Source organism: Vibrio sp. OPT20, from assembly GCF_963889365.1.
Classification (GTDB): Bacteria; Pseudomonadota; Gammaproteobacteria; order Enterobacterales; family Vibrionaceae; genus Vibrio; species Vibrio splendidus.
Map to the genome: position 1 here is coordinate 17,043 of NZ_CAWPOA010000085.1, position 17,445 is coordinate 34,487.

Genomic DNA, 17,445 nt, shown 5'->3' on the forward strand with positions numbered 1-17,445 from the left:
CGATTACTCATCATCAAATGCAGGGCCTGCATAGTTATCAAATCGGGAGTGTTGACCTTGGAATGTCAAACGAACCGAACCGATAGGACCGTTACGTTGCTTACCAAGGATGATCTCTGCGATGCCTTTCAGTGAACTATCAGGGTTATAAACCTCATCACGATAGATAAACATGATCAAATCGGCATCTTGCTCGATAGAACCTGATTCACGCAAGTCCGAGTTAACTGGGCGTTTATCAGCACGTTGCTCTAGGGAACGGTTAAGCTGAGAAAGTGCGACAACCGGAACGTTCAGTTCTTTCGCCAACGCTTTCAATGAGCGAGAAATCTCGGCAATTTCAAGAGTACGGTTATCTGATAATGAAGGAACGCGCATTAATTGAAGGTAATCTATCATGATCATAGAGATACCATCATGCTCACGAGCAATACGTCGAGCACGCGAACGCACCTCTGTTGGTGTTAAGCCCGAGCTGTCATCGATATACATATTCTTCTTATCCATCAGAATACCCATACTCGACGAAATACGAGCCCAATCTTCATCGTCCAGTTGACCGGTACGAATCTTGGTTTGGTCGACACGAGAAAGTGACGCAAGCATACGCATCATCAGCTGTTCGGCTGGCATCTCAAGAGAGAAGATTAACACCGGCTTATCTTGCTTCATCGCCGCGTTTTCACACAAGTTCATCGCAAAGGTGGTTTTACCCATCGATGGACGCGCAGCAACAATGATTAAGTCAGAACCCTGTAGGCCTGCTGTCTTCTTATTGAGGTCGTTAAAGCCAGTGTCGACACCGGTAACACCATCTTGTGGCGATTTATATAAGATTTCGATACGTTCTAGCGTCTTCTCGAGAATGCTATCAACGTTTTGTGGGCCTTCGTTTTCACTTGCTCGGCCTTCTGCAATCGCGAAGACTTTACTTTCAGCAAGATCAACCAGCTCTTCCGATGTACGACCTTGAGGGTCATAACCAGAATCGGCGATCTCATTCGCCACACCGATCAAGCTACGAACCAGTGCTCGCTGTGCCACGATATCTGCATACGCATTAATGTTAGCGGCACTGGGGGTGTTTTTGGCTAAGTCAGCAAGGTAAGCAAAGCCACCTACGTCTTCTAGCTGCTCACGAAGCTCTAAATGTTCAGAGAGTGTAATCAGGTCCAGAGGAGAACTTTCTTCAAGGATATCCTTTACCGCTTCAAAGATCAGACGGTGAGGACGGCTATAAAAGTCTTTGGCCACAACCTTTTCAGCAACTGTATCCCAGCGTTCGTTATCCAATAACAAACCGCCAATAACAGATTGCTCAGCTTCTAATGAATGTGGTGGGACTTTGATGGCGTCCACCTGATCGTTGGCTGATTTCTGACTTTTGGTATCCACTATGACTACACTCAATAACTAATAATGATCGTTCATTATACCCAAGAACACTCATTTGTAATCCGTTCCTAAGCGTTTGTTTTATTCTTCAGGAAGAATTTACCTATTGCTGACGGAATTAACCAAGGGTAGCATTACGATCCTGCCATTCACTCACTGTATAACTAGAGGTATGCGTGTCCAAATTATTGGCTCTGAGCACTGGTCTTCTAAGCTCTGGTCTTCTAAGCACCAGCCTTCTGAGCTCTCCGTTGGCCTTAGCTGATGATGATGCTAAAGCCTCTGTCGATGCAATCCTCGACTCTATAGTAGTTTCAGAACCTACTGTTGAGCCGATCGTCGTTGCACCGACACCTGAAAAAGATATGGATATCGCACCAAGTGATACGAGTGACACAGAACTGCCGAACCCACTCAAGACGGAAGTCGAATTTGGGTATCAGTCGCATACTGGTAATTCTGATTCACGATCGCTAAATGCCCGCCTAAACGGTGAGTATACGGCTGGCCGTCATAGAACCAGTGGCGAATGGAAATACTACAACCTCTACAAAGACGGTGAAGAAGATAAAAGGCAATCGACTTACTCGGCTCAGAGTGACTACAAGTTAAGCCCTAAAACCTACCTCTACGGCAGCTTTAAAGGTGTCGATTCACGATACAGTGCTTACTTTAAAGACTACACAATCTCTAGTGGTTTGGGTTATCAGTTCTCGAACACTGAAGAGTTTGTGTTGGAAGTCGAAGTCGGACCGGGTTTTCGTTACCAAGAACCTAATCTCGATGAATTGGACGACGATGACATCATCTTCCCAGAGATTGTTGAAGAGGCGATTTTCCGTGGCAATGTGAATACATCATGGCAGGTGTTGAAGAATTTGCAGCTCAAGGCTGATGTGACGTTAGTATCTGGCCACAGTAACCTGAAATTTGATACTGAATTAGAAGCGATCAACGATATTACTGACAATATCGCACTGAAGATTGCTCACTCTCGTCAATACCACGATAAAGTGCCTCACGGATTAAGCAAAGAAGACTCTGTGCTGTCGATTAACCTGCTCTTTCAGTTCTAATCTCAAGAGCAGTTCTAATCTCAAGAGCAGTTCTAGTCTCAAGACCAATTCTAGTCTCAAGAGCAGTTCTAATCTTAAGGCCACTTCTAACCTTGAGAACAGCCTGTTCAGCAATAACAGCTTTTGGATCACTGCAAGCTTTTTACTTACCATAACCCCTTCGCTATGTTTTCCTATATTTCAGACATAAAAAAACACCAGCCGAAGCTGGTGTTTAAAACTTTCAAAAGAAAGAATTCGTCTTGGTACTGAAATTACTCAGCTGCAACGATAGCGATTTTCGCAGTAGCAAAAACTTCAGAGTGAAGTTGGATGCTTACTTCGAATTCGCCGATGTTACGTAGAGCGCCTTCAGGTAGGCGTACTTCGCTCTTAACTACTGCAACACCAGCTGCTGTAATAGCATCTGCGATGTCACGAGTACCGATAGAACCGAATAGTTTGCCTTCGTCACCAGCTTTAGAAGCGATTGTAACGCCTTCTAGAGTGTTAACTGTCTCTGCGCGAGCTTCTGCAGCAGCTAGTTGCTCAGCAACTTTAGCTTCTAGTTCAGCACGGCGAGTTTCGAACATAGCAACGTTGTCTTTAGTTGCCATAACTACTTTACCCTGTGGGATAAGGAAGTTACGAGCGTAACCAGATTTAACGTTTACTTGGTCGCCAAGGCCACCTAGGTTACCGATTTTATCAAGTAGAATAACTTGCATTATCTTAGTCCTCTTAAACTATTGTTAACTATTACCGATTACTGATGCTTGTCAGTGTACGGTAGTAGAGCTAGGTAACGAGAACGCTTGATAGCGCGAGCTAGCTGACGTTGGTATTTAGCACTTGTACCAGTGATACGGCTAGGTACAATTTTACCAGCTTCAGTGATGTAGTTTTTTAGAGTTGCTACGTCTTTGTAGTCAATCTCTTGTACGCCTTCTGCAGTAAAACGGCAGAATTTACGACGACGGAAGAAACGAGCCATGGGCTATCTCCTGATCTAAATTTAATAATGCGGTATTAACACAGGCTTATAAATAAGCGTAAGCAAATGCTTGTAGTGAAAATACCTAAACGAGTTGAATAAAATTTAATGACCTAAAAGGCCAAAAAAGAATTACTCAGCAGCAGCTTCTGGCTTAGCTTCTTCTTCACGACGTGGTGCACGTTCTTCACGGTCATCACGACGAGGAGCACGCTCTGCACGCTCTTCTTTTTGCTTAAGCATGATAGATTGCTCAGTCACAGCGCCTTTAGTGCGCATGATCATGTTACGTAGAACTGCATCGTTAAAACGGAAAGCAGTTTCTAGCTCGTCCATCACTTCTTGGCCAGCTTCAACGTTCATAAGAACGTAGTGAGCTTTGTGAAGTTTGTTGATTGGGTAAGCCATTTGACGGCGGCCCCAGTCTTCTAGACGGTGGATAGTACCGCCAGCTTCAGTGATTGAACCAGTGTAACGCTCGATCATGCCAGCAACTTGCTCGCTTTGATCAGGGTGAACCATGAATACGATTTCATAATGACGCATTTGGTTGCTCCTTACGGATTATTAGCTTCCACGAAAGGCTCGGTCGTCCAAGGGAAGCAAGGAACTAAAGAAAAATGACCGAGTTTTAAGGACGGCAAATATTATAGAAAGAACCCGGTATTGGCAAGCGGTATTTGGCTAATAATGAAACAGTTTTTCTTTCGCCATCTAGCCATCTGTGATTCTGTCAATTTGTCACTCTACGCCCTAAAAAGAAACGCCCACCAGCAAGTGGTGAGCGTTAATAAATTCATAGACTTAGAGTCGTTTTGCCTTTTGACTCAGCTTAACGCTATTGAGCTAGGCGCTGACGTACCGCTTCGAACAGACAGATGCCTGATGCTACCGAAACGTTTAGGCTCGACACGCTGCCTGACATTGGGATCTTAATAAGGTCATCACACGTTTCACGCGTTAGACGACGCATGCCGTCACCTTCTGCGCCCATCACAACGGCAAGAGGACCCGTTAGCTTCGCTTGATAGATATCATGCGTTGCTTCACCTGCGGTACCCACGAACCATACACCCTGCTCTTGCAGTGCACGCATTGTACGAGCTAGGTTGGTTACGCGTACTAGAGGAACGGTTTCAGCTGCGCCACAAGCAACCTTACTTACGGTTGCCGTTAGCGGCGAAGAGCGATCTTTAGGTACGATAACAGCCGCCACACCCGCAGCATCCGCGTTACGTAGACAAGCACCTAAGTTATGAGGGTCTGTTACACCATCTAGAACCAACAGCAGAGGCTGTTCGTGCTGCGCTAGGATATCGTCTAGGTGAGTTTCATTAAGCTGCTTAGCAGGCTTCACCTTAGCAATAAGACCTTGGTGATTTGCACCCTGGGCTTTTTCATCAAGCGGCTTACGGCCCATTTGTTGAATCGACACACCAAATTGCTGCAGTTGATTCAGTAATGGAAGAAGACGATCGTCTTGACGACCTTTAAGCACGTACGCTTCAATAAAGCGCGCTGGATCTTTTTCTAGTACGGCTTTCACCGCGTGAATACCGTAAATAAATTCGTTACTCATTGTCTCTGGTTACTCTTATTGCTCAGAGATGAATGACATCAAACCCGATGCACCCACCCCTGTGTTGTTTATTTCGAGAGTATGCGTCTTGCGCCTGATACTCTCGCATTAAAGTCTTTTCGCGTTAAAGTCATCTCGCGTTAAAGTCATGTCACATTAAACTAGCGCTGTACTAAACCTAACTAGCAAAGCGCCTTATTAAGCTTAAGACTTATAAATTTAAGACTTATCAGCCTTTGGCTTACGACTTGCGGTACGCTTTTTCTTAGCTCGCGCCTTCGCAGCACCGGTTTTATTCGCTGACTTCTTCTTAGCTGAACTTTCAGAGCTACCGTCTGGTCGCTTAGTCGGTTCAACTAAAGGCGTCGCAGGTACACCCGGCTTATTACTCTTCACCGCTGAACGCTTCTTGCTTTTCGCCTTTTTCATCGCTTCAGCTGCACGCTTCTTGGCTGTTTTACCTTTACCACGAGGCTGACGATCGGTGTCTTCTAAATCAAAGTCGATTTGGCGAGTTTCTAGATTAACCGCAGAAACCTTCACTTTAACCGAATCACCTAAGCGGTAGATGTTACCTGAGCTTTCACCGACTAAACGCTGACCAACAGCATCAAATTGGTAGTAATCATTCGCTAGCGCTGAGATATGTACCAAGCCATCAATGTGCAGTTCAGTGAGACGAACAAAGAAACCGAAGCCAGTCACGTTAGCAATTACGCCATCCATCACTTCGCCGACATGGTCTTGCATGTACTCACACTTCAGCCAGTCGTTCACTTCACGCGTAGCATCATCAGCACGACGCTCAGTCATTGAACACTGCTCGCCGTAGAAGTCCATATCATCGAAAGTGTAGTGGTAACCACCCGTTGGCGTCCAACGCTCACTCTGACGGCCTTCTTCTTTCGCAATAAGGTACTTAATCGCGCGGTGCAATAGCAAATCTGGGTAACGACGAATTGGCGAGGTAAAGTGAGCGTAGCGTTTAAGAGCTAAACCAAAGTGACCTGCGTTGTCCGCGTTGTATACCGCTTGCTTCATCGAGCGCAGTAGCATGGTTTGGATTAACTCACGATCTTCACGCTCATTAATCTGTTGCATCAGTTGTGCATAGTCTACTGGTGATGGCGACAGGCCACCTTCCAGCGTTAAACCTAGCTCACTAAGGAAGCTCTTAAAGCCAGTTAAGCGCTCTTCTCCCGGAGTATCGTGAACACGGTACAGTGCAGGTTCTTTCGCTTTTTCTACGTAAGACGCCGATGCGATATTCGCAAGAATCATACACTCTTCGATGATCTTGTGTGCATCGTTACGGATGACGGGTTCAATACGGTCAATCTTACGATCCGCATTGAAGATAAACTTAGTTTCTACCGTTTCAAACTCAATCGCACCACGTTCATCACGCGTTTTCTTAAGTACCTTGTACATCTTATGAAGCTCTTCAAGATGTGGTACTTCAGGCTCGTAACGCTCACGAAGTTCTTCATTGCCATCTAAGATAGCGCCAACTTTGTTGTAAGTCAGACGGGCATGAGAGTTCATTACCGCTTCGTAGTGCTTGTAACCCGACAGTTTACCTTTGTCTGAGATAGTCATCTCACACACCATACATAAACGGTCGACTTGAGGGTTCAATGAACATAAGCCATTAGAAAGGACTTCTGGCAGCATTGGCACAACTTGTGACGGGAAGTATACCGAGTTACCACGGTTAATCGCTTCTTTGTCTAGCGCGGTATCTGGGCGAACGTAGTAACTTACGTCAGCAATCGCTACCCACAGGCGCCAGCCTCCGCCTTTCTTCGCTTCACAGTAAACCGCATCATCGAAGTCACGCGCATCTTCACCATCAATGGTAACCAATGGCAGTTTGCGTAGATCAACACGTCCTTCTTTTGCTTCTTCAGGAACATGCTCACCGAGGTTTACGATTTGCTTATCTACCGCTTCAGGCCACTCTTGTGGGATCTGGTGAGTACGGATCGCGATCTGCGTTTCCATACCCGGAGCCATGTTTTCACCAAGAACTTCGGTCACTTTACCCATCATGTTACGAGAACGACCACCACGATCCGTAATTTCAATCACAACCACATTACCCATTCGAGCACCGCCTTTATGCTCAGTTGGGATCTGGATGTCGTGACTAATACGAGAATCATCAGCAACCACGTAAGAATGGCCATATTCTAGGAAGAAGCGACCAACAAGTGGCGTTTTTCGCTCTTCAAGAACACGAACCAAACGACCTTCACGACGACCACGTTTACTGTTGTCAGTAGGCTGAGCCAGTACGTAATCACCGTGCATGATGGTTTTCATCTGGTGATGCGGCAACACGATATCATTGTCTTTACCCACACTGCCGTCTGGGCGAACCCAACCATGACCGTCTTTATGACCAATCACATAGCCTTTAATCAATTCCATCTTCTCAGGCAATGCGTAGCACTGACGACGGGTAAAGATAAGCTGTCCATCACGTTCCATTGCACGTAAACGACGACGCAGCCCTTCATATTGTTCCTCTCCAGCCAAACCCAAAGCTTCGAATAGATCGTTACGGTTCATTGGGATATTCGCGTCTGTTAGAAACGAAATAATGAACTCTCGGCTTGGTACTGGGTTTTCGTAATTTTTCGACTCTCGGTCGGCAAAAGGATCAACAGTGGTTGTCGCTGTCGTGTTTTCTGACATTGGTGTGTTTTTTGACATAGGCGGGCCTGCTTAAGCAAGGAATGTATATACCCCTAGTATATCTGATGCTAGGGGTAAGCTACAGATATGCTTTGGAAAAGCCTAAAATAACCTAAGATTGATACATATCTTCACTTTGTGAAACATCGCTTCATAGAGGCGGACTATCATCAAAATTTCAAGCAAACGATAAAACAAACGTTTGCGCCATGAATGAAATACACTATTATCCCGACACTTTACCAACTCCTGTTCTGAGTATTGATATGAAACTAAAACGCACCCTATTGGCTTCAGCAATGGCAAGCCTCGCTCTATTTCCATTTGCGAGTTCAGCAATGGAAAAAGCTGACCTGATGATTACCGATGCAATGGTTCTAACCATGAACCAAGACAAAACGGTTTATGAGAGCGGTACTGTTGTCGTAAAAGACAACAAAATCATTGCCGTTGGTGATGCTTCACTAGAGAAGCAGTACCAAGCGAAACAAGTGTTAGACGTGGATGGCGATATCGTCATGCCGGGCCTCATCAATACTCATACTCATGTATCGATGACGGTTTTCCGTTCGTTGGCCGATGATGTGCCTGACCGTCTTCACCGCTATATCTTCCCTCTAGAGAAGAAACTGGTATCGCGAGACATGGTACGCATTGGAGCTAATCTCGGTAACGTTGAAATGGTGAAAGGCGGTGTCACGACTTACGCCGACATGTACTACTTTGAAGATGAAGTTGCGAAAACTGTCGATAAGATCGGTATGCGTGCCATTCTTGGTGAAACCGTTATTAAGTTCCCAGTAGCGGACGCTGCCAACGCGGAAGAAGGCATCCAATACGCGCTGAATTTCATTGAAGAATACAAAGACCACCCGCGTATCACACCCGCGTTTGCACCACACGCGCCTTACACCAACACCGCAGAGATACTGCAGAAGATCTCTAAGCTCTCTCTAGAGCTCGATGTACCAGTAATGATTCACCTAGCAGAATCACACCGTGAAGAAGAGAAAATCGCCGAGCGTTCAGATGGGCTATCACCGGTTCAATACATGGACAGCATTGGCGCACTCAACAAAAACTTGGTGGGTGCACACATGATCCTTGTTGACGATCATGATATCGAGCTGGTGAAAAAATCGGATATGGGTGTGGCTCACAACATGAGTGCCAACATCAAGTCAGCAAAAGGCGTATCTCCTGCACTTAAGATGTATGACGAAAATGTTCGTATTGGTTTAGGTACTGATGGCCCAATGTCTGGTAACACACTGAGCACCATTGATGAATTCAACCAAGTCGCTAAAGTTCACAAGCTGGTTAATAAAGATCGTGCCGCAATGCCGCCGATCAAAGTGATCGACATGGCAACAATGGGCGCAGCAAAAGCGCTACACATGGAAGATAAGATCGGTTCTCTTGAGGCCGGTAAACTCGCCGACATCATAGTGATCGATACGAAAGCGCCAAACATGGTTCCGGTCTACAACCCATACTCGGCATTAGTTTACTCAGCTAATTCTGGTAACGTTCGCCACACCATCGTTGACGGTAAGATCATCATGCAAGACCGCGACATGCTAACGGTCGATGAAGATAAGATTCGCCAAGAAGCACTCGATTTCACTAAAGTCGTTCGTAAGACGGTGATTGAATCTGGTGAAGTTGTTCAATAACGACTAAGACTGACTCACTGCGCTTTCTGTTAACTCTAAAAAGCGGTTAAACAAAAAAGCAGTTCAGATCAAAAAAGGCCTCATAGGTGTTTACCTACGAGGCCTTTTTATATCGATATCTTTCTCGATCAAGATAGATGATTAACGAGTGCAGTCGTTAGTCATCAACCTTAATTAATATTCGTCATTACCAGAACACATCTCGGCGTTTTGCTCGAGCAATAATATTGTCTGGCATTCTCCGCTCCAAACCGCTTCGAAGCACAGTAATACGTTTGTGTTGCCTATCATCCGCGGTCACCGAGTTATATAACCAGCGGTAAGCATCTTCATAATCTAGCGGGCTACCGTAATCACGCAGTAAGAGTTCCGCTAAGTGAATGCTTGCACTTAGGTTACCCATAGAGGCAGCTTCACGTAGGTACGGAATTGCACGCTCTTTGTCTTGTTGAACCAAGGTTCCACGAGAATAATAACGACCCAGTTGCTCTAGTGCTGCGGGTAAACCTTGATGTGCTGCGTTTTCCATATAGTAAATGCCAAGCTCTACATCTTGTGGAACACACACACCCCACGCCAGCATATCACCGTATAAAAACTCATAAGAAGGCAAGCTAATACGCGTTGCACGAGCAACGATATCTTCTACTAGTTGGCACTTATCCGCTTTCACACGCTCTAGATGTCGATTATTTTCGATTAATTTAATCAGTTCAGCTTCTGTATATATTGGAACGGGCTCTCCCACGTCAGTCAAATTTGCATGACTCAAGGGTGAGCTCAGCGCCATTATCAATGAAGCTGCTACAATTCGTAGCTTCATACCTGCACTCTATTATCTGTCGCTAAAGTTATCTATTGAGGGCCGCAGAGGATTTCTACACGCACAAAACAGGGTGAACTTCACTTTCCATGATATCTGTATCGGCAATAACCCTGACGGCTTTAGACAAAACTTGCCGCTAATGGGCAATATTTTGCCTGATGACGCTTAAAAGATCACCATCAAAGAGTGCGTGGCTAAATTGCAGGTATTAAAAAGCCGACTTAATAAAGTCGGCTTTTAGAAAACTATTTCATTATCAGAGCACGGTTAGTGCCTGGTAATCACTCAGCGGGCATTATGCGCCGTATGGGTGAACCTTGATGATAGTTTCGTTACGATCTGGGCCAGTTGATACGATATCAATTGGAACGCCAGTTAGGTCTTCGATACGCTTGATGTAATCTAGAGCAGCTTGTGGAAGCGCGTCGATAGATTTAGCACCAAATGTGTTTTCAGACCAACCAGGCATTGTTTCGTAGATTGGCGTCGCTTCTTCGAATGACTCAGCAGCCATTGGAGAAACTTCTAGGATAGAACCATCTTTCATCTTGTAACCAGTACAGATTTTTAGTTCTTCTAGGCCATCTAGAACGTCTAGTTTAGTTAGACAGATACCAGATAGAGAGTTGATTTGGATTGCACGACGCATAGCAACAGCATCGAACCAACCAGTACGGCGTAGACGACCAGTCGTTGCGCCAAACTCGTGACCAACATCGCCTAGGTGCTTACCAACTGGGTCTTGTTTTTCAAGGCCATCGTATAGTTCAGTTGGGAATGGACCTGAACCAACACGAGTACAGTAAGCCTTAGTAATACCAAGGATGTAACCGATGTGACGAGGACCAAAACCAGAACCTGCAGCAACACCACCAGCAGTCGTGTTAGAAGACGTTACGTATGGGTAAGTACCGTGGTCGATATCTAGTAGCGTACCTTGAGCACCTTCGAACATGATCTTGTCGCCGCGCTTACGTGCTGCGTCTAGTTCGTCAGTTACGTCGATAACCATCGCAGTTAACATGTCTGCGTAGCTCATCGCTTGCTCAAGAACTTCTTCGTAGCTTACTGTTTCAGCTTTGTAGAAGTGCTCTAGTTGGAAGTTGTGGAATTCCATAACTTCTTTTAGCTTCTCAGCAAATGCTTCTTTATCGAAAAGGTCGCCAACGCGTAGACCGCGACGAGCAACTTTATCTTCGTAAGCAGGACCGATACCACGACCCGTTGTACCGATAGCTTTAGCGCCACGAGCGATTTCACGCGCGTTGTCGATTGCAATGTGGTACGGAAGAATTAGAGGACAAGCTTCAGAGATGAAAAGACGCTCACGTACTGGGATACCGCGATCTTCAAGAGGTTTCATTTCTTTAAGAAGTGCGTCAGGCGATAATACTACACCGTTGCCAATAACACATTTAACGTTATTGCGTAGGATACCTGATGGAATTAAGTGAAGAACGGTTTTTTCACCGTCAATTACAAGTGTGTGACCTGCATTGTGACCGCCTTGGTAGCGAACCACGTATTTTGCATCTTCAGTTAAAAGGTCAACGATTTTACCTTTACCTTCATCACCCCATTGGGTGCCTAGAACGACTACGTTATTTCCCATCTTTCCAATTTCTGTTGCTAATTAAAAATGGATTCTAGCACCGAATCACATTTCTTGCAGTCATTTTTTGTTCATAATTGTTAAAGCTAACGACAAGCAAATTTGCAATGACACCGCGAAGATCCGTAAAGATGCTGATATTATTATCTTTTTACAGGCAAAAGGCAGCAACATGTCTAATTCTATCTGGCTCGCAATCGGGCTTGTTCTTATCGTTGAAGGGCTGGGGCCCTTGATTGCACCCAATGGCTGGAGAAACATGGTTGCTCAATTAAGCCAACAGCCAGACACACAACTGCGCCGAATTGGCGGTTGCCTTGTGGTTGCCGGCGTCGTTATCGCTTTCATGACCTACCGCTAGGCTTTCTCAAAGCACGACTCTGTCACTCGATTTTCCTTGAGGACGCAATGGCCAATATTCAGTCTTTAGTCTTTAGTCTTTAGTCTTTAGTCTTTAGTCTTTAGTCTTCAGTCTTCAGTCTTCAGTCTTCAAAGAATAGAATAGAAAACAAAAAGGCTCCCATAATGGGAGCCTTTTAAGTTTTAACGTATTTTGCTTATTGAGCTAAGCATCCGCTAACGCATCAGCTTATTTTGCTGGAGCGCCGCTCGCTTGATTCATGTATTGGAAGAAGTCAGTCTTCGGATCCAGTACTAGAATGTCGCTCTTATCGCTAAACGATGTCTCATAAGCTTGCAATGAACGCATGAAGCCATAGAACTCAGGATCTTTACTGTACACATCAGAGTAGATCTTCGCTGCTTCTGCATCCGCATCACCACGAGTGATTCGAGCTGTACGGTCAGCTTCTGCAAGAACTGTTGCTACTTCTAGCTCAGCTTGAGCACGAATAACTTCTGCTTTCTCACGACCTTGAGAACGGTGTCTACGAGCAACCGATTCACGTTCTGCACGCATACGGCGGTAGATAGATTCACTGATTTCGTCAGGAAGGTTAATCTTCTTCATTCGGAAATCAACAACTTCAACACCTAAATCAGCCATCGCACTTTCTGACGTTCCAGACAAAACGTTTTCCATGATCTTGTCGCGTTCGCCATCAACTTCTAGAGCTTCTGCAGCTGCTACCGTTGTGACGACTTCGCTATCAGCAGAGTCTGGCAGGATGTCCTTATTACGAGGGCCTGACACGATCTGCTTAATTTCACGAGCACCAATTTCAGAACGAAGAACATCTGTCACTTTACGCTCAAGAAGTGCTTCTGCCGTCATGATATTACCGCCGCCAGTACTCAGATAAAAACGTCCAAAATCAGCAATACGCCATTTTGCGTAGGTATCAATTAGAACGTCTTTTTTCTCTGATGTTACGAAACGGTCAGAACGACCATCCATCGTTTGAATACGAGCATCAAGTACTTTTACGCGATCAAACATAGGCAGTTTAAAGTGCAAGCCTGGTTCATAGATTCGTGATACGCCGTTGTCATCGAGAACTCGACCAAAACGAATTACCATGCCACGCTCGCCTTCTTGAATCACAAATAGTGACATCAATAGAAGGGCAATCGTCACAACTAATACAGGGATCATTAATTTACGCATTATTAGTATCTCCCTTGACGTGAACTGTCTGAACGAGTTTGAGTGCTAGACTTTGGATCCGCTTGAGTTTCTAACTCAATTTGATCGTAAGTTGATGATGCTTTTGCAGGGCGAGTACCCGACTGAGAACCACCTTGTGCGCCTAGCTTATCAATTGGTAGGTATAGCAAGTTACCGCTTGATTCAGAATCAATCAGGACTTTCGATGTGCTTGAGTACACTTTTTCCATTGTATCAAGGTACATACGGTTACGTGTTACTTCAGGAGCAGCTTGGTATTCAGGTAGCAGTTTCTCAAACTGAGCAACTTGACCTAGAGCACCATTAACTGTGCGCTCTGAGTAACCGACCGCTTCTTTCTTCAAACGCTCAGCTCGACCTGTTGCTTTTGGAAGAATGTCATTTCGGTAAGCTTCAGCTTCACGTTCAAAACGCTCTTCATCCTCTCGAGCCGCGATAGCATCATCAAATGCATCTTTCACTTGCTCAGGTGGACGTGCTGACTGGAAGTTCACATCAACAATCAGAATACCCATGTCGTAGCTATCAATAATACGGTTCAACGTTTCTTGAGTGCTTTGACGAATCTGCTGACGACCACTTGTTAGGATACTATCCATTAGTGAGTCACCAATTACCGCACGAAGCGCAGAATCAGTTGCTTGACGTAAGCTATCGTCCGCATCCGTTACACGATACAAGTACTTGTATGGGTCAGAAACACGGTATTGAACGCCCATTTCAACCGTCACAACGTTTTCATCTTTCGTTAGCATGGTGCCAGAAGCACGTAGAGAACGAATCGCTTGAACGTTAACCAGTTGCTCATCTTTGATTTCATCGATGAAGCGTGGGTGCCAGTTAAGACCCGGTTCTTCGATACGGTCGAATTGACCTAGTCGAAGTACAACGGCTCTTTCTGCTTCGCCAACGGTGTAGAAACCAGCGAAGAACCAGATAGCAATCGCAATGACAGCAATGACACCAAAGCCAATTGCACCGCCACCACCAATAGATGGCCCGTTACCGTTGCCACCTTTTTTACCAAACTTGCCACCTAACTTTTGACTTAGTTTACTAAACACTTCGTCTAAGTCTGGCGGTCCTTGATCTCGGCCGCCGCGATTATTGTTCTTACCCCAAGGGTCATTATCGCGGCCGTTATTATCGCCGTTGTTATTATTTCCAGGCTCATTCCACGCCATTAGAAAGCTCCATCATTTGATATGACGTTATACTGTAGCAGTCTCTTTGGTAACGATAAAGTCACCTAAGAGCGCCCCTTCTCTTTTTTCAAGTTTAGACCAATCTATTTGTTGCATTCGGATATCTATCAACAAGTTACCATTTTCATCATACTCTTCCTGTTGAATACATTTCATCTCGAAGAATAAGCTGCGAATACGGCCTTGATGTTGATGTGGAATACACAACCGGAATTGAACCATTTGACTCGCTAAACGCTCAGTTAAAGCCTCAAACAGCAGTTCAATCCCTTCTCCTTCCATTGCAGAAACCCAAACAGCGCGTGGTGCGCCCTCTTCGTCTCTTTCAATTCGAGGTTTTTGGTCTTCCATGCAGTCAATTTTGTTCATGACTACAAGGGTTGGCACTTCATGAGCATCGATTTCTTCTAATACTTCATGAACAGCCTGAATGTTCTCACGAAAGCGGTCATCACTGGCATCAACAACATGTAACAAAATGTCAGCTTCCTGCGTCTCTTGTAACGTAGCCTTGAACGCAGCGACCAAGTCGTGTGGTAGATGACGGATAAAACCTACGGTATCTGCGAGAATTGCAGGCCCGACATCTGCCAATTCAATCTTACGTAGTGTTGGGTCTAGAGTTGCAAACAGTTGGTCTGCCGCATAAACACCTGCACTAGTGATTTGATTGAAAAGTGTTGATTTCCCTGCGTTGGTATAACCAACCAAAGAAATTGTTGGGATTTCAGCTCGATTACGAGCACGTCGCCCTTGTTCACGCTGCTTAGCCACTTTCGCTAAACGACGTAATATCGCTTTTATACGGTCACGCAACAAACGTCGATCGGTTTCCAGTTGAGTTTCACCTGGACCACGAAGACCAATACCACCTTTCTGCCTTTCAAGGTGAGTCCAACCACGAATCAATCGGGTAGAGATATGACGAAGCTGAGCGAGCTCAACTTGTAGCTTACCTTCATGAGTTCGCGCACGTTGTGCAAAGATATCTAAGATTAAACCCGTGCGATCAATCACACGACATTTACACAATTGCTCGAGGTTTCGCTCTTGGGCAGGAGAGAGAGAGTGGTTAAAAATCACAATTTCAGCACCGGTCAGCTGAACGGCTTGAGCGATTTCTAGGGCTTTACCTTCTCCAACGTAGTATTTAGGGAGTGGGGATTGTCGGCTACCAGTAATCACTTGTAGCGTTTCTACCCCCGCTGAGGAGACCAGCATTTCACATTCGCTTAGGTCTTCCCATTCTCCCTCTTGCGTGAAGTTGATATGAACAAGTACGGCTCGCTCGCCGGATTCATAACGGTCAAACAAGCAACCAACTCCTTATTACAGCGCAAGCTGTATCAATTGAACGATTAATCTTCAGTCTTCTCTGGACGATCAGATGGCGCACGCTGTTGCTCGCCGCTGTGGTGACTAACTGCACGAGCAGGAACCACAGTAGAAATCGCATGCTTGTAAACCATTTGGTTTACTGTGTTCTTCAATAAGATCACGAATTGATCGAAAGACTCGATCTGACCTTGCAGCTTGATGCCGTTAACAAGATAGATAGAGACTGGAATGCGCTCACGACGGAGTGCATTTAGGAATGGGTCTTGTAGCGATTGCCCCTTAGCCATTTTATTTTCCTTATTTATATTTTGTTGTAATTATTTAGCTAGTGGTGCACAAAAAGGTGCGGCCTTTGCATCTGAGCTAAACGAATAAAAAAACTCCGTTGTTATTGAAAGGCTGTGATTTTTAAAAGCCTCAATAACTGATCCTTTTCAGAGTATATTCACGCAAAAGCGATCACATTATACACAGCAATACTAATCAGATGCTATTGCATCTGAAAGAGTTTCTAACGCCTGTTCAATGTTTTCGCTATCCAACCAAGTTAAATCATCCCAACTGCGTAACCAGGTGATTTGTCGCTTGGCCAATTGACGGGTTGCGCAGACACCACGGAAAACCGCTTCGTCTAAATCGCAATTCCCATCTAAATAATCCCACATCTGCCTATAACCAACGCATCGGATCGATGGCAGTTCAGGGTGAAGATCGTCTCTGGCATATAGCGCCTTCATCTCATCTTCAAACCCCGCCTCTATCATCTTCTCAAAGCGAAGTTCAATGCGGCGATGGAGCTCTTTCCTTTCCTTGGGAGCTATTGCAAATTGTTTTACACGAAATGGCAGGCTATCGCCTTTCGTTTGAGTTAGCTCTGTTAATGTTTTACCCGAAATTCGGTAAACTTCCAATGCCCTTGAAAGCCTTTGTGGATCATTTGGGTGTATTCTTTCAGCGGATACGGGATCTATCTCTCTTAATTGATCATGCAATGCCTGCCAACCCTGTTCAATAGACTCCGCTTCAATCTGCTTACGAATCTCTTGATCCGCGGCCGGTAATGGCGATAAGCCTTCCAACAATGCCTTGTAGTACAGCATTGTGCCACCAACCAGTAACGGGATTTTTCCTTCCGCTACAATCTTATTCATTTCATTGATCGCATCACGACGAAAATCTGCCGCAGAATACGCTTCGCTTGGATCGAGAATATCAATCAAACGATGGGGCGCGAGCGCGAGCTCTCCTGCATCCGGTTTAGCGGTGCCGATATCCATGTCTTTGTAGATCAATGCTGAGTCGACACTGATGATCTCTACTGGGTACTTCTGACGTAAGCGGATAGCTAAATCTGTTTTTCCTGACGCCGTTGGGCCCATTAAAAACAACGCTAAAGGTAATTTTTCAGTCATGATATTTTGTATTTGTTTCTCTGTTAGAGCGCTTTATAAAAAAGGGCTTCGTATCACGATACATT

The 17,445-nt window shown here is 45.2% G+C and carries 16 protein-coding genes; 3 read left to right on the forward strand and 13 right to left on the reverse strand.

The genetic code is table 11. The features are described from left to right. Nucleotides 1-3: 3 nt before the first annotated feature. Complete coding sequence (locus AACR09_RS19080) at nucleotides 4-1,395, reverse strand: replicative DNA helicase (RefSeq protein WP_004735852.1); 1,392 nt, start codon at nucleotides 1,393-1,395, stop codon at nucleotides 4-6. A gap of 176 nt (nucleotides 1,396-1,571) precedes the next feature. Here AACR09_RS19080 and AACR09_RS19085 point away from each other — a divergent pair, with 176 nt between their 5' ends. Then, nucleotides 1,572-2,471, forward strand: coding sequence for a DUF481 domain-containing protein (locus AACR09_RS19085; protein WP_029222163.1), 900 nt, complete (start codon nucleotides 1,572-1,574; stop codon nucleotides 2,469-2,471). A gap of 254 nt (nucleotides 2,472-2,725) precedes the next feature. Here the strand turns inward: AACR09_RS19085 and rplI are convergent, their stop codons facing one another. The 5 genes from rplI to rnr all read right to left on the reverse strand — a co-directional run bounded on the left by rplI (nucleotide 2,726) and on the right by rnr (nucleotide 7,741). Further along, nucleotides 2,726-3,178 carry a 50S ribosomal protein L9 gene (rplI, locus tag AACR09_RS19090; RefSeq protein ID WP_004735854.1) on the reverse strand — a complete coding sequence of 151 codons (453 nt, stop codon included), beginning with the start codon at nucleotides 3,176-3,178 and terminating at the stop codon, nucleotides 2,726-2,728. A 38-nt stretch (nucleotides 3,179-3,216) separates the two neighbouring features. Then, nucleotides 3,217-3,444, reverse strand: coding sequence for a 30S ribosomal protein S18 (gene rpsR, locus AACR09_RS19095; RefSeq protein ID WP_000090472.1), 228 nt, complete (start codon nucleotides 3,442-3,444; stop codon nucleotides 3,217-3,219). Nucleotides 3,445-3,576: 132 nt separating this feature from the next. Next, nucleotides 3,577-3,990, reverse strand: coding sequence for a 30S ribosomal protein S6 (rpsF, locus tag AACR09_RS19100; RefSeq protein ID WP_004735855.1), 414 nt, complete (start codon nucleotides 3,988-3,990; stop codon nucleotides 3,577-3,579). 292 nt (nucleotides 3,991-4,282) lie between these two features. Further along, nucleotides 4,283-5,023 (reverse strand): 23S rRNA (guanosine(2251)-2'-O)-methyltransferase RlmB, encoded by a 741-nt coding sequence (gene rlmB, locus AACR09_RS19105; protein ID WP_004735856.1) that lies wholly within the window; start codon nucleotides 5,021-5,023, stop codon nucleotides 4,283-4,285. A gap of 219 nt (nucleotides 5,024-5,242) precedes the next feature. Further along, entirely contained in the window at nucleotides 5,243-7,741 is a 2,499-nt protein-coding gene (gene rnr, locus AACR09_RS19110) for a ribonuclease R (RefSeq protein ID WP_017078239.1), read from the reverse strand. 248 nt (nucleotides 7,742-7,989) lie between these two features. Here rnr and AACR09_RS19115 point away from each other — a divergent pair, with 248 nt between their 5' ends. Next, nucleotides 7,990-9,399, forward strand: a complete 1,410-nt coding sequence (locus tag AACR09_RS19115; protein ID WP_193835562.1) for an amidohydrolase — start codon at nucleotides 7,990-7,992, stop codon at nucleotides 9,397-9,399. 187 nt (nucleotides 9,400-9,586) lie between these two features. Here the strand turns inward: AACR09_RS19115 and motX are convergent, their stop codons facing one another. Together motX and AACR09_RS19125 are read right to left on the reverse strand one after the other, a co-directional pair. Continuing rightward, a complete protein-coding gene (motX, locus tag AACR09_RS19120; RefSeq protein ID WP_102567622.1) occupies nucleotides 9,587-10,222 on the reverse strand; it encodes a flagellar protein MotX in 636 nt (211 codons plus the stop codon). A gap of 298 nt (nucleotides 10,223-10,520) precedes the next feature. Beyond that, nucleotides 10,521-11,837, reverse strand: coding sequence for an adenylosuccinate synthase (locus tag AACR09_RS19125; protein WP_017078237.1), 1,317 nt, complete (start codon nucleotides 11,835-11,837; stop codon nucleotides 10,521-10,523). A 172-nt stretch (nucleotides 11,838-12,009) separates the two neighbouring features. Between AACR09_RS19125 and AACR09_RS19130 the strand changes: the two genes are divergently transcribed. Next, nucleotides 12,010-12,198 (forward strand): DUF2065 domain-containing protein, encoded by a 189-nt coding sequence (locus tag AACR09_RS19130; protein ID WP_026012244.1) that lies wholly within the window; start codon nucleotides 12,010-12,012, stop codon nucleotides 12,196-12,198. A 228-nt stretch (nucleotides 12,199-12,426) separates the two neighbouring features. Here AACR09_RS19130 and hflC read toward each other — a convergent pair whose 3' ends face one another. The 5 genes from hflC to miaA all read right to left on the reverse strand — a co-directional run bounded on the left by hflC (nucleotide 12,427) and on the right by miaA (nucleotide 17,380). After that, the gene (gene hflC, locus AACR09_RS19135; protein WP_004735862.1) at nucleotides 12,427-13,404 is read right to left on the reverse strand and encodes a protease modulator HflC; all 978 of its coding nucleotides are present in this window, start codon (nucleotides 13,402-13,404) and stop codon (nucleotides 12,427-12,429) included. 2 nt (nucleotides 13,405-13,406) lie between these two features. Continuing rightward, entirely contained in the window at nucleotides 13,407-14,609 is a 1,203-nt protein-coding gene (gene hflK / locus AACR09_RS19140) for an FtsH protease activity modulator HflK (protein WP_004735863.1), read from the reverse strand. 27 nt (nucleotides 14,610-14,636) lie between these two features. Continuing rightward, nucleotides 14,637-15,944 (reverse strand): ribosome rescue GTPase HflX, encoded by a 1,308-nt coding sequence (hflX, locus tag AACR09_RS19145; protein ID WP_004735864.1) that lies wholly within the window; start codon nucleotides 15,942-15,944, stop codon nucleotides 14,637-14,639. Nucleotides 15,945-15,988: 44 nt separating this feature from the next. Then, nucleotides 15,989-16,255 (reverse strand): RNA chaperone Hfq, encoded by a 267-nt coding sequence (gene hfq, locus AACR09_RS19150; RefSeq protein ID WP_004735866.1) that lies wholly within the window; start codon nucleotides 16,253-16,255, stop codon nucleotides 15,989-15,991. Nucleotides 16,256-16,447: 192 nt separating this feature from the next. After that, the gene (gene miaA, locus AACR09_RS19155; protein ID WP_004735867.1) at nucleotides 16,448-17,380 is read right to left on the reverse strand and encodes a tRNA (adenosine(37)-N6)-dimethylallyltransferase MiaA; all 933 of its coding nucleotides are present in this window, start codon (nucleotides 17,378-17,380) and stop codon (nucleotides 16,448-16,450) included. Between the last annotated feature and the right edge of the window lie 65 nt (nucleotides 17,381-17,445).

What these genes read in the sequence shown, in the direction of transcription:
- hfq (WP_004735866.1), bottom strand. Translation starts at nt 16,255, where the DNA reads ATGGCTAAGGGGCAATCGCTACAAGACCCATTCCTAAATGCACTCCGT.
- rplI (WP_004735854.1), bottom strand. Translation starts at nt 3,178, where the DNA reads ATGCAAGTTATTCTACTTGATAAAATCGGTAACCTAGGTGGCCTTGGC.
- rpsR (WP_000090472.1), bottom strand. Translation starts at nt 3,444, where the DNA reads ATGGCTCGTTTCTTCCGTCGTCGTAAATTCTGCCGTTTTACTGCAGAA.
- hflC (WP_004735862.1), bottom strand. Translation starts at nt 13,404, where the DNA reads ATGCGTAAATTAATGATCCCTGTATTAGTTGTGACGATTGCCCTTCTA.
- AACR09_RS19130 (WP_026012244.1), top strand. Translation starts at nt 12,010, where the DNA reads ATGTCTAATTCTATCTGGCTCGCAATCGGGCTTGTTCTTATCGTTGAA.
- miaA (WP_004735867.1), bottom strand. Translation starts at nt 17,380, where the DNA reads ATGACTGAAAAATTACCTTTAGCGTTGTTTTTAATGGGCCCAACGGCG.
- motX (WP_102567622.1), bottom strand. Translation starts at nt 10,222, where the DNA reads ATGAAGCTACGAATTGTAGCAGCTTCATTGATAATGGCGCTGAGCTCA.
- rpsF (WP_004735855.1), bottom strand. Translation starts at nt 3,990, where the DNA reads ATGCGTCATTATGAAATCGTATTCATGGTTCACCCTGATCAAAGCGAG.
- AACR09_RS19115 (WP_193835562.1), top strand. Translation starts at nt 7,990, where the DNA reads ATGAAACTAAAACGCACCCTATTGGCTTCAGCAATGGCAAGCCTCGCT.
- AACR09_RS19125 (WP_017078237.1), bottom strand. Translation starts at nt 11,837, where the DNA reads ATGGGAAATAACGTAGTCGTTCTAGGCACCCAATGGGGTGATGAAGGT.
- rnr (WP_017078239.1), bottom strand. Translation starts at nt 7,741, where the DNA reads ATGTCAAAAAACACACCAATGTCAGAAAACACGACAGCGACAACCACT.
- rlmB (WP_004735856.1), bottom strand. Translation starts at nt 5,023, where the DNA reads ATGAGTAACGAATTTATTTACGGTATTCACGCGGTGAAAGCCGTACTA.
- hflK (WP_004735863.1), bottom strand. Translation starts at nt 14,609, where the DNA reads ATGGCGTGGAATGAGCCTGGAAATAATAACAACGGCGATAATAACGGC.